This window comes from Lonsdalea britannica (assembly GCF_946477055.1).
In the GTDB taxonomy this organism is placed as follows: Bacteria; Pseudomonadota; Gammaproteobacteria; order Enterobacterales; family Enterobacteriaceae; genus Lonsdalea; species Lonsdalea britannica_A.
The window spans coordinates 1-15,213 of record NZ_CAMKXG010000056.1; the positions used below are offsets into that span (position 1 = coordinate 1).

12 protein-coding genes are annotated in these 15,213 nt (G+C 55.0%); 5 read left to right on the forward strand and 7 right to left on the reverse strand.

Annotated features, from left to right (window positions below):
* Positions 1–46: 46 nt before the first annotated feature.
* Together rsxB and Q7O77_RS06055 are read right to left on the reverse strand one after the other, a co-directional pair.
* A complete protein-coding gene (gene rsxB, locus Q7O77_RS06050; RefSeq protein ID WP_304164337.1) occupies positions 47–628 on the reverse strand; it encodes an electron transport complex subunit RsxB in 582 nt (193 codons plus the stop codon).
* Positions 629–1,362: 734 nt separating this feature from the next.
* Positions 1,363–2,769, reverse strand: a complete 1,407-nt coding sequence (locus Q7O77_RS06055; RefSeq protein ID WP_304164340.1) for a GH1 family beta-glucosidase — start codon at positions 2,767–2,769, stop codon at positions 1,363–1,365.
* A gap of 330 nt (positions 2,770–3,099) precedes the next feature.
* Between Q7O77_RS06055 and Q7O77_RS06060 the strand changes: the two genes are divergently transcribed.
* Both Q7O77_RS06060 and Q7O77_RS06065 read left to right on the forward strand, forming a co-directional pair.
* Positions 3,100–4,149, forward strand: a complete 1,050-nt coding sequence (locus Q7O77_RS06060; RefSeq protein WP_304164343.1) for an oxidoreductase — start codon at positions 3,100–3,102, stop codon at positions 4,147–4,149.
* A gap of 92 nt (positions 4,150–4,241) precedes the next feature.
* Positions 4,242–5,231, forward strand: coding sequence for a bile acid:sodium symporter family protein (locus Q7O77_RS06065; protein ID WP_304164346.1), 990 nt, complete (start codon positions 4,242–4,244; stop codon positions 5,229–5,231).
* A gap of 316 nt (positions 5,232–5,547) precedes the next feature.
* On the opposite strand, the gene add is transcribed toward Q7O77_RS06065, so the two are convergent.
* The 3 genes from add to manA all read right to left on the reverse strand — a co-directional run bounded on the left by add (position 5,548) and on the right by manA (position 9,560).
* A complete protein-coding gene (gene add / locus Q7O77_RS06070; protein WP_304164349.1) occupies positions 5,548–6,561 on the reverse strand; it encodes an adenosine deaminase in 1,014 nt (337 codons plus the stop codon).
* Between the two features lie 224 nt (positions 6,562–6,785).
* Complete coding sequence (locus Q7O77_RS06075) at positions 6,786–8,321, reverse strand: YdgA family protein (protein ID WP_304164353.1); 1,536 nt, start codon at positions 8,319–8,321, stop codon at positions 6,786–6,788.
* A gap of 69 nt (positions 8,322–8,390) precedes the next feature.
* A complete protein-coding gene (gene manA / locus Q7O77_RS06080; protein ID WP_304164356.1) occupies positions 8,391–9,560 on the reverse strand; it encodes a mannose-6-phosphate isomerase in 1,170 nt (389 codons plus the stop codon).
* A 178-nt stretch (positions 9,561–9,738) separates the two neighbouring features.
* Here manA and fumC point away from each other — a divergent pair, with 178 nt between their 5' ends.
* Complete coding sequence (gene fumC / locus Q7O77_RS06085; RefSeq protein ID WP_304164359.1) at positions 9,739–11,136, forward strand: class II fumarate hydratase; 1,398 nt, start codon at positions 9,739–9,741, stop codon at positions 11,134–11,136.
* Here fumC and tus read toward each other — a convergent pair.
* Both tus and Q7O77_RS06095 read right to left on the reverse strand, forming a co-directional pair.
* Positions 11,133–12,068 carry a DNA replication terminus site-binding protein gene (gene tus / locus Q7O77_RS06090; RefSeq protein WP_304164362.1) on the reverse strand — a complete coding sequence of 312 codons (936 nt, stop codon included), beginning with the start codon at positions 12,066–12,068 and terminating at the stop codon, positions 11,133–11,135. The two genes, fumC and tus, sit on opposite strands and share 4 nt — an antisense overlap.
* A gap of 103 nt (positions 12,069–12,171) precedes the next feature.
* Entirely contained in the window at positions 12,172–13,416 is a 1,245-nt protein-coding gene (locus Q7O77_RS06095) for an MFS transporter (RefSeq protein WP_304164370.1), read from the reverse strand.
* A 138-nt stretch (positions 13,417–13,554) separates the two neighbouring features.
* Here Q7O77_RS06095 and Q7O77_RS06100 point away from each other — a divergent pair, with 138 nt between their 5' ends.
* Complete coding sequence (locus Q7O77_RS06100) at positions 13,555–14,493, forward strand: LysR family transcriptional regulator (protein ID WP_304164365.1); 939 nt, start codon at positions 13,555–13,557, stop codon at positions 14,491–14,493.
* Positions 14,494–14,587: 94 nt separating this feature from the next.
* Positions 14,588–15,213: ROK family protein (locus Q7O77_RS06105; protein WP_304164368.1), on the forward strand; the 626-nt coding region annotated here is incomplete at its 3' end.

The window sequence follows — 15,213 nt, forward strand, 5'->3', positions numbered from 1 at the left end:
GCCTTTCATGGGCCAAATTCGATTTTTCCCGAAGGCAGTCAGCACATTAAACATGATGTCCCCCCTGTAAAACGCGTACCGGGATAGCGTTCAGATCCCAGTTCCAGCTGTCGGGGGTGGGGGTGACCGGGTCCAGCGTAATGCAGTCGGTTGGGCAAGGAGAGACACACAGATTGCAGCCGGTACACAGATCGCTGACGACGGTGTGCATAGCGCGTGCGGCGCCGACGATGGCGTCTACCGGACAGGCCTGAATACATTTGGTGCAGCCGATGCAGCGGCTTTCATCAATCCGCGCGACCTGTCTTTCCGGTTTGCCCGGCATCGCGTCATCTGGTAAAGGCTGTGGCTCGACGTTCATCTGCTGAGCCAGTTTGTGCATCAGAGGCTCGCCCCCCGGCACGCATTTATTAATCTGTTCGCCGCTTTGGATCATGGCTTCGGCATAAGGGCGGCAGCCAGCATAACCGCATTGGCGGCACTGCGTTTGCGGGAGCAGATCTTCCAGCTGTTCAACGGAGGGGAGGTTGTGCCGCAGAGAGCGTCGGCGTGAGGCGTAGCCGAGCATCAGACTTGCCGTCAGCGTCAGCGCGCTGAGTACGGCTATCGTCATCCAAAAATTCATCATCACCATTTCACCAGTCGGGTAAAGCCCGTAAGAGCCGACACGTTCGCCAAAAAGGCGCCAACCGGTAGCCGCGGGTATTCGCTCATTACAGTACTTACAAAATAAAACCGACGTATTATCCGGCATTGTCCCAGGTTCGACAACCTGAACGCCTACCATCCTTATCACCCAGAGACTGAACGATTAACTTGTGGTCACCTATCGGCAAGTGAAAAACGCGCTCTCCGTGAAACTGCAGACGGGACAGGCTATCGGCTTTTGTGGATTGCCGTGTTCGGACGCTTTTATTGCACCGAGTTTTGGATTCACAGGGGGCGGTTATCGACCGATGAAAACGTTCAGCGAGTCATCTCAGACCGCTTCAAAACGCGCCTGTGTGACGACAGTCGATGTACTCAACGGTATCTCATGGCAATTCGTCAGTCTAAACGGGCGCCTGAAGCCGTCACGATCAAGGAGGGGGCAAAGGGGAATAACCGATGGGAAATTGATGAGATTTTAACGGCAAGCGGCCCCATGACAAAACGGGGACTTTATGCGAATAGTCGTTATTTATGGTCAGCCAGAACACGCTCTTTGACTGATGTGATACGCCAGATGTGGGTGAATACCACCGCCGGATGCGCGGTGGGGTTAACGGCGAACTTAACGTTCTCCGTTTCCCAGCCAAGCCCAATACAAAGAGAGAGAGAAACGCCCCGTGACCTCACGAGGCATTTAGATTTGAGCTCTCTTTACTCGCCGTTGTTACGGATCAACTGTTGATACCAGAAGAAGCTCTTCTTACGCTGGCGTGCTAACTGACGCTGGTGGTCGACATACACAAAGCCATACTGTTTTTGGAAGCCGTTCAGCCAGCTCAGTAAATCGATAAATGACCAGGGGTAATAACCACGCACATCGGCGCCTTGGGCGATAGCGTCTGCAACGGCATCAATATGCTGACGCAGGTAGTCGATGCGATCGTCATCCACCACTTCACCGTTAATGATGGGGTCTTTAGCGCCCAAACCGTTCTCGGTGATGTAAATGGGAATATCACCGTAGCGCTCTTTGATCTGCATGATGCCTTCCGTCAGGCCCTGCGGGTAGATTTCCCAGTCCCAGTCGGTATACACCCCATTCGGATTACGCACGAATTTGAACAGATTTTTAAAACCAAACTCGTTCCCGGTCTGATGCGCGCTGCCTTTCTGGCCCGTCGTATTGATTTGCAGACGTGACTCGCCGTGATTCGCCGCTACCGTCTCCCGTTTGTAATAGTTCAGGCCAATAAAGTCGCAGACATTGTCGCGCAGCAGCGCTTCGTCGCCCTGTTCGAATACCGGCGCGCCGAGGCTCGATTGGGCCAGATGCAGCAACTCTATCGGATACTCTCCTCGCAACACCGGGTCGTATAACCAGTGGGTAAAAATTCCGTCAGCCAGCTGACAGGCGGCGACGTTTTCCGGCGTGTCGTCGAGCGGGGTATTGGTTTGCAGGACGTTGACGAAGCCGATCTTGCCGGTGATGCCGGACTGGCGAAAAGCGGCGACGGCGCGCGCATGTGCGATGAAAACATGATGACAGGCTTGCAGGGCGCGGGCGGGATTGCGAATACCGGGGGGATGCGCGCCGGTGATGTAGCCAAAGCCGATAAAGCAGAGCGTTTCATTGAACGTAGACCACAGTTTGACGCGATCGCCATAGCGGTCATAACAGAGGCGGGCGTACTCTTCGAAAGCATCAATAGTCTGCCGGGATTCCCAACCGCCCTGGTCCTGCAGCGCCTGCGGCAGATCCCAGTGATACAAGGTAATCATGGGCTCAATACCGTGCTCCAGCAGCGCGTCGATCAACGTACTGTAAAAGGTGACGCCCGCTTCATTGATTTTACCGCGCCCTTCAGGCAGCAGCCGTGGCCACGAGATAGAGAAACGGTAGCTTTTTAAGCCCAGCTCCGCCATCAGCGCGACATCCTCTCGGAAACGGTGGTAGTGATCGACAGCGACGTCGCCGTTGGTTCCTTTATAAGTGGTGCCCGGCAGGTGAGAAAACGTATCCCAAATCGACGGGCCTTTGCCCTCGGCGTCGTGCGCGCCTTCGACCTGATAGGCTGCGGTCGCGGCACCCCACAGAAAATCTTTCGGAAATATGGACATGAAAACCTCGCTTTTGGGTGGCTATAACCAACGACGAGTGAGTGTAGGCTGGTTGAATTATGACTTGCAACCGGTTTCTGAAACCGGTTTCTTTTTTCGGGGTAAATCTGTGATCATACTCACATCGATTGATTGCGGGTTCGTATCAGTGCGTTGTCGATGAAGCTAAGTGATTTTGGACAAAGGCTTTCCGCCTACTGTGGCTGTAGAAGGACTCATGGGGATGTCATATTGATGACGTTATCCGATAAATCTGGAAAGCTCGCGGTGATATACTGGGCGTTCCATCACAACGGGAAAAGCCTGTCGCTCAGGCTAGGGGAATGATTTATGGCAAATACCATTCGTGTCGGATTGTTGGGATATGGCTATGCGAGCAAGACGTTTCACGCGCCGCTGATTGCTGCGACGCCGGGAATGACGTTGGTGGCGGTGTCGAGTCGGCATCCGGAAAACGTGCATGCAGACTGGCCGTCTGTGCGGGTAGCCGAGAAACCTGAAGTGTTGTTTGACGACCCCGAAATCGATCTCATCGTGATCCCCACGCCTAACGATACGCATTTTCCTTTGGCGAAACGTGCGCTGGAAGCGGGCAAGCATGTGGTGGTGGATAAACCCTTCACCGTCACGCTGTCTCAGGCTTCCGAGCTGCATCAGGTCGCCGTCCACATGGGGAAAGTGCTTTCCGTCTTTCACAACCGCCGTTGGGACAGCGACTTCCTGACCCTCAAACATCTGGTGCAAACCGGCGTGTTGGGGGACGTGGTTTATATGGAATCCCATATAGATCGCTATCGCCCCGAAATTCGTGAACGTTGGCGTGAAGACGGCAGTGAAGGCAGCGGCATTTGGTATGACCTGGGGCCTCATCTAATCGACCAGGCGTTACAGCTGTTTGGCGCGCCGGTCGCCATCCATGCGGATCTTGCACAGCTGCGTCCAGGGGGCAAATCCGTCGACTACTTCCATGCGACGTTGATTTATCCGCAGCGCCGCGTCGTGTTGCACGGAACGCTGCTGGCCGTTGCTGAGACAGCGCGTTATATCGTTCACGGCTGCCATGGCAGTTACGTGAAATACGGCATCGATCCTCAAGAGGGGAAACTGAAGGCAGGACACTTGCCGGATGACGACACTCTGTGGGGGCACGATGAACGCGATGGCGTACTGACGATGAACCGGGAAGGCGCGACCGTAGAGGAAGCGGTGACGACGATCCCCGGTAATTACACGGCCTATTATGCCGCCGTTCGTGATGCGTTGAATGGTCAGGGTGAAAATCCGGTTCCGGTTACTCAGGCGATTAAAGTGATGGAGTTAATTGAACTCGGACTCATTTCTAATCAGAAAAAATCCGCGGTGACGTTAAAAAATAGCTAGCGTTGTGGGTATTTATTCCACATATTAACCCTCTATCTCACAGGCGATCTCATGATCGCCTGTATTGTTTATTGAGAGGGTGTCGTTTCGTTATGGGATGGTTGCAACGGTTAAAAATTGATAAATTCCTGTTAGTTCTGGTTCTGGTGGTCATTACCGCTTCGTTTTTTCCCTGTGAAGGTGAAGTGAAGGTCTTCTTTGAATACCTGACGACCGCGGCCATCGCACTGCTGTTCTTCATGCATGGCGCAAAATTATCTCGAGAAGCTATCGCGGCTGGCATCAGCCATTGGCGTCTGCATTTGGTGGTCTTCGCCAGCACGTTTGTGTTGTTCCCGTTGCTGGGGCTGGCCATGTCCGTTCTGGTTCCAGAGATACTCACGCCTACCGTCTATCTTGGATTTCTCTATCTCTGCGCCTTACCTGCAACGGTTCAGTCCGCTATCGCTTTCACCTCCATGGCGCGAGGCAATGTGGCCGCCGCAATCTGTAGCGCGTCGGCGTCCAGTATTCTTGGGGTATTCCTGTCGCCGATTCTGGTTGGACTGCTGATGCATACACAGGGCGGACAGACGGATACGCTGCATGCGATTGGATCGATCGTTCTCCAGTTGATGGTGCCGTTCGTTTTGGGTCATCTGTCGCGACCACTCATCGCAAACTGGGTGCAGCGCCACCGTAAGCTGGTCAATATCACTGACCGTTCATCGATACTGCTCGTGGTTTACGTCGCATTCAGCGAGGCGGTCGTTGAGGGAATTTGGCATCAGATCAACGGCTGGTCTCTGCTGTCTATCGTGGTGTGCTCATTTGTTCTGCTGGGGATTGTGCTGGTGTGTACCACGCTGGCCGCGCGCAAATTGGGCTTCTCGAAGGCGGACGAGGTCACTATCGTGTTCTGCGGCTCGAAGAAAAGTCTCGCAAACGGTATTCCGATGGCGAATGTCCTGTTTCCGGCGGCGGCGGTGGGTGCCATGGTGCTTCCACTGATGATCTTCCACCAGATTCAGCTGATGGTATGCGCCACGCTAGCCCAGCGTTATGCTAAACGCCCGTTGGACGCGGATAAAACCGAAGAATAACGGTGTTACTATAATGAAAACAACGTCATGCGTTTTTCGCGCAGGGCGTTGTTTCGTTAAAGCCTGTCATTGAAGCCGCCATTTTCAATCCGTATTCTTCCTCGCCTTAAGCTGTGAGTCATAACCGGCGTTTGCACTTGTCTTATCGCTCTTCACTTTTGCCAGAAGCCTGTGCGGGTCGCCCTTGGTGTCGCCCATAAACGGCATAAGGTGAGACGGGGATATGGTGTTGGGGATAGAGCTAAGAAAGGACAAGGTAAGAGTATCGAGAGGAGTAACCCCACCGCATCACGAAAGCGGTGGGGCAAAGAGGTTATCAGGCCGCGCGATTTTTCGCTTTCTGACGCAACTGCTCTTTTTCCTGTTCGCCGATGAAGGCGACGGTCAGGCCATTTATCTGTGCCTGATGGATATCTTCCGGCGTCAATCCCGCCTGCGGCGCGGCGACATTGTATTCGTGCTCGATTTCGATCCCCTGTACGGCAGGATCGTCGGTGTTGAGCGTGGCCAACATGCCGTGGCGCAGGAAGTGTACCAGCGGGTGGGCGAGCAGGGAGTGAACGGTGCTGGTCTGAATATTGGACGTCAGGCAGGACTCCACGCCAATCTGGTGCTCAGCCATGTATTCCATCAGCTTGCGATCGACGATGGCCGCAACGCCGTGACCAACACGCTCCGCGCCCAGTTGATTGATCGCCTGCCAGATGCTCTCCGCACCCGCGGCTTCACCGGCGTGTACGCTGATATGCCAGCCTGCATCACGCGCCTGACGGAAGTGGTCGGTAAACAGTTCGCCGGGATACCCCAGTTCATCGCCAGCCAAATCCAACGCGGTAATACTGTCTTTGTGTGCGAGGAGCGAACTCAGTTCCTGCTGGCAGGCCTGAGTGCCGAACGTCCGGCTCATAATCCCCATGAGACGGATCATGACCTTGTCATCATTGTCGCGGCAGCCGGCGTGAACACCGTCGATGACCGCTTCAACCACGCCTTCCAGCGGAAGCTGATAGGCTTGCGCCATGTAGTAGGGGGAAAAACGCAGCTCGGCGTAGTCTAATCCGGCGCGAATCGCATCCTCGACGTTTTCGTAGGCGACGCGACGACATGCGTCCAAAGAACCCAAAACGTTGACACCCCAATCAAGCTTCTTCAGGAAGCTGAGCAGGTCCGGTTCGTTATTAACGATCTGCACATGAGGACGCAGCGACTCCAGATCCTGCCCCGGCAGAGCGATATTGAACTGGCGCCCCAACTCAAGAATGGTTTGAGGACGGATATTACCATCCAGGTGGCGGTGGATATCTGTTAGTGGGATGTGCGGATCAATCATGTTTTACTCTTTATTAACGAAATCAGTAAGTCAGTAAATAGCCGTTAGTATAAGAATAAATCCGGTCAAATTGCCATTCATTCACAGAAAACTTCATGTCCAACGGTTACTGAATCGGAAGAGCGGGAGGCCATGTAGCGGGGTGTTTGGGTGTTAATCAGGAGGAAGCAGGAGGATGATTGCTAAAGGGCAGGCACCCGAAAGGTGCCTGCAAAGTGCATCGATTACTGAGCCTGAGGCGCAGGAGCGGGGACGGCTTGCGGCGCATCCTGTGCAGGGACAGAAATGTAGGGAGCGATAAATTCCGCCAGCGTTAATTTGCGACCGTTGAAGGTCACCGTGCCGTCGGCATACTGCAGCGAACTGGTGATCGCATTGTCCTTGGTAACCGTCAGTTGGCTCATCTGGCCGACACCGGCAATCAGCTGCGCCTGCTGGCGGGCCATGGCTTCAATCTGCTTTTTGTCGTTGTCATTTTCGACTTTCGGACCGGTCTGGACGAACAGTTCCGTCAGCATACTCAGCGGCAGGTTGAGTTTCAGGTCCACATTTTTGATGGACTGACGAATCAGCGCTTCTTCATCCGATACGCCGGTGATGGCGTTGTGATCTTTCTGCAGCGGATCGGTCAAATCCAGAGCCAGATTGAAGTCGCTCTGTCCTTTGGCATTTTTCCAGGTTATTGGCGCGATGTGGATCTGCGGATTGCCTTTCAACAGCTGCGGCAGGTTATGCAGCACGACCATCGCCATCTGCTGCTGGTACTCGTCGGTGGTGATCGGCTCCGGACTGGACATCAGCGCCTGGAACTTGGCGCGATAGGCGTCGGAGAACTGCTTCAATCCGTGGCCATCGACACCGGCGAAGCTAGCTTTCAGATTCACCGCACCCAGATTCTGGTCGCGCAAGACCACAGAGGCAACGTCAATACCCAATTTGCCGGACAGATTGACGTCGTCCGCGTTGTTCTCGCTGGAGACGTTTACATCATTGATGGTCAGCCCATTTTCGTTTTCGACGTTCAGCGTCAGTTTTTTCAGGGTGATGTTGGCATCGCCGACATTGATGTCGAACTTGCTCTTACGTGAGGTGGAGTCCAGCGCCAGATCCTGCAGCGTTAGCACTTCATTCTGACCCAGCTGATTTTTCTTCTCGGTCGCCAGATTGGCGATGTTACCCGAGATGTGGGCCTGGCTCAGGTCGCGCGCCACGAACAGCTTCAGGTCGGAGCCGCTGAAATTCAGTTTCTGCTCCGGGTTCTGGAAATCAATCGCCGCCAGGCGAATGTCGGAGTGGGTGTCGCCACTGTAGGTGACGCGCGTTTCCGCATTGATGAACGGAACGTCTTTCGTCAGTTCGAACAGCGGTGCGACGGCGTCGGTTTTCACCAGTTCGCTGTGTACCGAGGCCATAGACGGGATCAGGTTCAAATGTTTGATCTGGGACAGCGGGAATGGTCCGTGATACAGCGTTTCTTTAAAGACTACTTCCTGATTATTGTCCAGCACCTGATGGTCGCTGGCCGTGCCGTCGGACTGCAGCACATATGTCAGGTTACTGCTGAACAGGCCGCGCTGATAATCACGGTAGCTGACCTTCAGTCCGGCGTTGGGATAGTTGGTTTTCAACTGGCTGTTGATGTTATCTGTGAATTCACCAATGTGCTTTTCGACCTGTTTGCCAGTAAACCAGGAAGCTCCTGTCCAAACTACGCCGAGAGCAACGATGACCCCTACGGCCACGACTGTTTTTTTCGTCACGCTTGTATCCTTTTTTATCTTGTGTAGTACCGCCCCTCATCGGGGCGTCAGCATCATGCTGTTTAAAGTCTAGTTATAAACGCGGGCAATGCGACCCGTACCGTGAATTTGCACGGGAGATTCATCAGCGCCGATAAAGCAGGACTCACCCGGCTGCAGAGTAATCCGCTGCTGCGCTTTTTCCACGCTGGCTTCTCCACTGACGCAGAAAAGAATAGCAGCGCTCTCCTGAGTCAGCACCTGCGGCTGTGCGGTGAGATCGTGCAGGGAGAAGGCAAAATCGTCAACCGGCACGGAAAAGGTCAGCGTCTGCTCGCCGACGACGGGCGTCGTCAGCAGCGTTTCAGCCGGTTTGGGCTCGAACTGCACGTTAGCCAGCAGTTCAGGAATATCGATGTATTTCGGCGTCAGACCCGCGCGCAGTACGTTGTCTGAATTAGCCATCACTTCCAGCGCGACGCCATTCAGGTACGCATGCGGGGTTTCCGCCGTCAGGAACATCGCTTCTCCCGGCTGTAACGTCACGACGTTCATGAGGAGCGGAGAGAACAGTCCGTTGTCGTCCGGGTAGAATTGGGTGATGTTGCGAATCGTCGCCCAGGGTTCGCCTTCACGGCTGTTGAGCGCGGCTTTCAGGGTCGCGATCGCGGTGTCTTTCTGCTCTCCGCTCATCTCAAGAAGGTTGGCGAACAGCCTCGACAGGCTCTGACGGTCCGGCTGCTGTAAAAACGCGGCGATAGACGGATGCGCGCCTGCCAGCGGTTGCAACAGCTCGGCGATCTCTTCCAGTCGGCGGAACCCGTTGATGGCGCTGAACGGCGTCAGCGCGAAGACTAATTCCGGCTTGTGATTGGCGTCTTTGTAGTTGCGTTCCGCCGCGCTGACGGGAATGCCCGCCGCGTTTTCTTTGGCGAACCCTTCTTCGGCGGCGCTTTTGCTGGGATGAACCTGAATGGACAATGGCTGGTCGGCGCATAACACTTTAAACAGGAACGGCAGCTCGCCGAAACGCTGTGCGATGCGCTGGCCCAGATAACGCTCCGGGTCGGCGGTGATGATATCCCGCAGGCTGACCTGCTGCCCCTGATTGTCCACTAACAGAGAACTGCTGCTGGGATGCGCCCCCATCCACAGCTCCGCCATCGGACGATTATCGGGATTTTCCATGCCGTACAGCTCGGTCAATGCGCTTGGGCTACCCCAGGCATAATGCTGAACACGGTTAAGCATTTTCTGCATAACGGGATCCTAGTGTTATTGATGATTTCACGTAGTGAACTAAGGGTTAAAGACAGAGGGGACGGGTGATGATCCAGAACCTCGATACCCATCATGGTAATGCTTTATCCGCGACGATACCATAACGTCAAGTACCTCAATTATCCGAAAATAAACGCATCTTCTAAGGAGATAGGTCATGCCCGATATCCGTGTTGAGAAAGACTCTATGGGACCGGTTGATGTGCCCGCCGACAGGCTGTGGGGAGCGCAGACCCAGCGCTCTCTGGAACATTTTCGTATTTCAGAAGAGAAAATGCCTCGGGCGCTGATCCATGCGCTCGCTCAGACCAAGCGTGCGGCGGCAAAAGTGAATCTCGATCTGGGATTATTGCCGAAAGATCGCGGCGACGCGATTATCAAGGCGGCGGATGAGGTACTCGCGGGACAGCACCCCAATGAGTTCCCGCTGGCCATTTGGCAAACCGGGTCCGGCACCCAGAGCAATATGAATATGAATGAAGTGCTGGCGAACCGAGCCAGCGAGCTGTTGGGGGGAGGCCGCGGTAACGAACGTCTGGTGCATCCCAATGACGATGTGAATAAAAGTCAAAGTTCCAATGACGTTTTCCCGACGGCGATGCACGTGGCCGCCGTGACCGCGGTGCTGGAGCACCTTCTACCAGAACTGAAAACGCTGCAGCAAACGCTTTCGACCAAAGCGGTGCAGTATCACGACGTCGTCAAGATTGGTCGTACTCATTTGCAGGATGCGACGCCGCTGACGCTGGGGCAGGAGATCTCCGGTTGGTCGGCCATGCTGGAGCACAGTCAGCGGCATATTGAACATTCGATCCCGCACTTATCCGAGCTGGCGCTGGGGGGAACGGCCGTCGGCACGGGCCTGAACACACACCCGGAATATGCGGTGCGAGTCGCGGCGGAGTTGGCGTCCTTGACCGGCCTGCCATTCGTCACCGCGCCCAGCAAGTTTGAAGCGCTGGGCACCTGCGATGCGCTGGTGCAGGGCCACGGCGCGCTCAAAGGCTTGGCGGCATCCTTGATGAAAATCGCCAACGACGTGCGCTGGCTGGCGTCTGGTCCGCGCTGCGGCATCGGCGAACTGAGCATTCCAGAGAACGAACCGGGAAGCTCCATCATGCCGGGCAAGGTGAATCCGACGCAGTGCGAAGCGATGACGATGCTGTGCTGTCAGGTATTGGGCAATGATGTCGCGGTGAATATCGGCGGCGCTTCCGGCAACTTCGAGCTGAACGTCTATCGCCCGATGATTATTCACAATTTCCTTCAGTCGGTGCGGTTGCTGGCGGACGGTATCAAGAGCTTCAATGAACACTGCGCTATCGGCATTGAACCCAATCGCCCGCGTATTGAACAGCTGCTAAACGATTCGCTGATGCTGGTGACTGCGTTGAATCCGCATATTGGCTACGACAAGTCCGCTGAAATCGCCAAGAAAGCGCATAAGGAAGGGCTGACGTTGAAAGCCTCAGCCCTGAAACTGGGCTACCTGACGTCCGAGCAGTTTGATGAATGGGTACGCCCGGAAGAGATGGTCGGCAGCCTGAAACGTTAAGCGCCGTCGTCGGTATACAGGTGAAGGCGAGGGATCAGCAGTCGCAGTGGGTGCGCTTTGGGTTTGTGTTTATGTTTGATGCTGTCGGCATCGTAATCATTGAGCTCTCCCAGCACCGGTGCCGATGCACCATCGCTCTGGCGACAGAGGACGATCAGCGGCGAAGGGCAGGGGTACTGCACCTGCTTCTGCTGTTCCTGATACCAGACCCGCGCAATCGGCTGGACTTTCACCGGTCGTTTAATCTTGAGTAACGCCTGCTCCGGCAGGCGTTTTACATCCGACATTTCCTGCTCCAACAGCGACGCCCATTGTTCCTTGCTGTAAGGTGCCAGCGATCGGCCTGCTTGGAAGCTTTTCTCCAGTTTTTTCAGTACGTCGTCGCGCGTGACTTTCTTAATGATGTTTTTGTTGGCCCAGCCGAAACGGACTGAGGCCGGATTGACGATCATCGGGATCGTGCGGTAGGCGCTTAGCGTGATCAGCCCACGCAGATGCGTATGCACGAAGTCGAAGCGCTGTTCGGGTTCGAGTCCAGACTCGACGGTGATGATGTATTCCAGCGTTTTTTTCAGCGTATTGATATGTTCAATACGCTGCTCCGCCTCGATAAATTGTGCCTCATCAACGGAAAAGCAGAGGGCGCCGGGCAGGCGAATCGCGGCCTTGATGCTGATGTTCTCCGCATAGTGATGAATGAACAGCCGCTGAAAGTGCTGCAACGCCAGGTCGCGTGCGGCTTCGCCTTCTGATGGCGTCACCGCAATCTGGGTGATGGGGTCGTGCTCTCGGCCTTTCTCTATCTCGGGCAGTGTAAAGACGCGGGCGGCAACGAGCAGGAGCTGTGCAAATTGCTGTTCCATGTCCCTCAATGCCTTCTCCAGCTCGATGAAAGTCTGATTCATCCGTTCGATCAAATCGTAAGCCGCCATAAAACCCCTTATTAGTTACAACATACAGTAAGTTATAAACCAACTCCCCTGATGAGACAACCGTGTTGAATTGTCGGCTCATCAGGGGAGAGAAGTGATGGGATTATCGTTGCAGAGCTTTTAAGCGGAAGCTGATATAGAACGCTAGCAACAGCAGCGCTCCCAGGAATCCCACGACGCCCGGCCAGCCGAACTGGTACCAGAAGAATCCGCCGGTGGTGCCTGCCAGGCTGGAGCCAAGATAGTAGAAGAACAGATACATCGATGACGCCTGGCCTTTGGCGCGATGCGCGCGTTGGCCGATCCAACTGCTTGCCACCGAATGCGAGGCGAAGAAGCCCGCCGCGAACAGCATCATTCCAGCAAACACCAGCACCAGCGGTGAGAACAGCGTCAAAATCAGGCCGGTCAACATCAATAAAACCGAGCCGGCCAAAACCCGGCCTCGACCATATTTTGCCGTCATGGCGCCCGCACGCGGCGAGCTGTAGCTGCCGGTCAAATACACGACGGACAGCAGGGCGACGACCGCCTGATTCATGTAATAGGGCGCGCCCAGCAGACGGTATCCGATGTAGTTGAACAGGGTGACGAAGGAGCCCATCAGCAGAAAACCTTCGACGAACAACAGCGGCAAGCCCGCATCACGCCAGTGCAGGCGCGCATTGATCCAGAGCGTTTTCGGCTTCAGCGACCCGGCGCGAAAATGGCGTGATTCAGGCAGCATGCGCCAGAATGCCAGCGCGGCGAACAAGGCCACTATCCCCAGCACGAAGATGGCGACACGCCAGGGAAAGAAGTCTGTCAGCACCCCGGTAATTAGACGTCCGCTCATGCCGCCGATGGAGTTCCCGCTGATATACAGCCCCATGGAAAAGGCGATGACGCTGGGATGAATCTCCTCGCTCAGGTAGCTCATGGCAACGGCGGCGACCCCGCTTAGCGATAGCCCCAGCAGCGCACGCATGATCAGCACGCTTTGCCAGGTGGTCATAAAGCTGCAGACCAGCGTACAGACAGCGGCCAGCAGTAAAGACACCACCATGACGTTCTTGCGTCCGACGCTATCGGAGATGGGGCCGGTAAAGAGCAGTCCGACGGCTAAGGTGACGGTCGATACGGACAGCGAAAGGCTGCTGGTCGCTGGCGAGATGCCGAAATCTTGGGAAAGTATGGGGAGGATGGGCTGAACGCAGTACAACAGGGCGAAGGTGGCGAGACCGGCGGAGAAGAGCGCCAGGGTAACCCGCATAAAGGCCGGGGTGCCGCGTTTAATATAAGGTGTTTTGTAAATCGACGGGGTGCTTTTAGGAAGAGGGTCTGCATCATCAGTGATGGTCGAAGACATTCCTTGTGAAGACAGCGGGGTACTCACAATCGATCCTTATCTGGATAAGAGGGCAATAGGGTAAACGGAGCGGGGATCATAGAACTGCGAGATTGTTTTGTATAATATATTAATCATCATGAATGATACTTCTAAAATATGAATATAGAGCTGCGTCACCTGCGTTATTTCATCGCTGTTGCGGAAGAGCTGCATTTTGGACGTGCCGCCGAAAAACTGCGTATCTCTCAACCGCCACTGAGTCAGCAAATTCAGATACTGGAAGAGCAGGTGGGCGCCCGGCTGCTGGACCGCAATAATCGTACGGTTCGGCTTACGCCCGCTGGGGCGCAGTTTCTCAAAGAAGCCTGGGCCATTATCAACCAGCTGAATCAGGCTGCCGATCGCGCCGCCCGCATTCAGCGCGGAGAAGTCGGCGAATTGAATATCGGCTTTACCTCGTCGGCGCCGTTTGTGAAGTCTGTTTCCCGCAGCCTGCTCCAGTTTCGCCAGTCGTTTCCCGAAGTTCATATCCAGATGGTGGAAATCAATACCAAGCAGCAGATTGAACCGCTGCTGAGCGGTAAGCTGGATATCGGCGTGATGCGTAACAACCCGCTGCCTGACGCGCTGCGTCATCAAGTATTGCTACATGAACCCCTGGTGGCCGTCGTTCATCAAGAACATCCGCTGGCGATGGCGCCGGACGGTTGCATCAGCGTTCGTCAGCTCGCGCAGGAGCCTTTCGTCTTTTTTGCCCGTGAAGTGGGAACGGCGATGTATGACGAGGTGCTGACCTTGCTGAAAAACTATGGTGTGAAACCCTATATCACACAGGAAGTGGGAGAGGCGATGACCATTGTGGGTCTGGTGTCCTCCGGACTCGGGGTGTCTCTGTTGCCCGCGTCATTCAGGCGTATCAAGGTCGATGGCGTCAAATATCTCTCGCTACAGGAAAAAGACGCCATCAGTGAGATGTGGCTGGTGACGCATCAGCGGAGGCCAATCACCACGGCCGCGCAGACGTTGATTTCGCTGATGTTGAACCACTCCGGCTCAAATATGTGCGGCAAATCACATAACGAATCAAATAGTTGACGGCTTTTATGAAAAGCGACACCATGGCCGCAGTTTTTTATTTTGCAGTGTAAAAAATAACAACATCGCATGATAAATCAGGAGTCGCTTCAGCGTGATTGCCAGCGGTCAGCCCGGACACATCGACCAAATTAAGCAGATAAATGCAGGGGCTGTCTATCGCCTGATCGATAAACTCGGCCCCATCTCCCGCATCGAACTCTCTAAAAAAGCCCAACTCGCCCCTGCCAGTATCACCAAAATTGTCCGCGAACTGATGGAAGCGCATCTGGTTCATGAAACCGAATTTCCCGATGTCGGCAGCCGAGGGCGACCCGCCGTCGGTCTGGTGCTGGAAACGGAAGGATGGCACTATCTGGCGGTTCGTATCAGCCGTCATACCATGACGCTGGCTCTGCGTGACCTCAGCAGCGCGCTGGTGAGGGAGGAGACCCTACCGTTGCCCGACCAAGATCCCACGCCGTTACTGTCTCGTATTCTGCACGAAGTGGATGCGTTTTTTATTCGTCATCAGCGGCAGTTAGAAAGGTTAACGGCCATCGCTATTACCTCGCCGGGGATCGTCGATGCGATCACCGGCATCATTCACCGTATGCCGTTCTTTGATATCCATGAAATGGCGATCGGCCCCGCCTTGTCTGAGCGCATTGGCGTGCCCGTCTATCTGCAGCATGATATTTGCGCCTGGACGATGGCGGAGGCGCTGTTTGGCGCATCGCG

Excerpts from the sequence above, each read along its gene's own strand:
- rsxB (WP_304164337.1), bottom strand. The coding sequence starts at position 628 with ATGATGAATTTTTGGATGACGATAGCCGTACTCAGCGCGCTGACGCTG.
- Q7O77_RS06055 (WP_304164340.1), bottom strand. The coding sequence starts at position 2,769 with ATGTCCATATTTCCGAAAGATTTTCTGTGGGGTGCCGCGACCGCAGCC.
- Q7O77_RS06060 (WP_304164343.1), top strand. The coding sequence starts at position 3,100 with ATGGCAAATACCATTCGTGTCGGATTGTTGGGATATGGCTATGCGAGC.
- Q7O77_RS06065 (WP_304164346.1), top strand. The coding sequence starts at position 4,242 with ATGGGATGGTTGCAACGGTTAAAAATTGATAAATTCCTGTTAGTTCTG.
- add (WP_304164349.1), bottom strand. The coding sequence starts at position 6,561 with ATGATTGATCCGCACATCCCACTAACAGATATCCACCGCCACCTGGAT.
- manA (WP_304164356.1), bottom strand. The coding sequence starts at position 9,560 with ATGCAGAAAATGCTTAACCGTGTTCAGCATTATGCCTGGGGTAGCCCA.
- fumC (WP_304164359.1), top strand. The coding sequence starts at position 9,739 with ATGCCCGATATCCGTGTTGAGAAAGACTCTATGGGACCGGTTGATGTG.
- tus (WP_304164362.1), bottom strand. The coding sequence starts at position 12,068 with ATGGCGGCTTACGATTTGATCGAACGGATGAATCAGACTTTCATCGAG.
- Q7O77_RS06095 (WP_304164370.1), bottom strand. The coding sequence starts at position 13,416 with ATGTCTTCGACCATCACTGATGATGCAGACCCTCTTCCTAAAAGCACC.
- Q7O77_RS06100 (WP_304164365.1), top strand. The coding sequence starts at position 13,555 with ATGAATATAGAGCTGCGTCACCTGCGTTATTTCATCGCTGTTGCGGAA.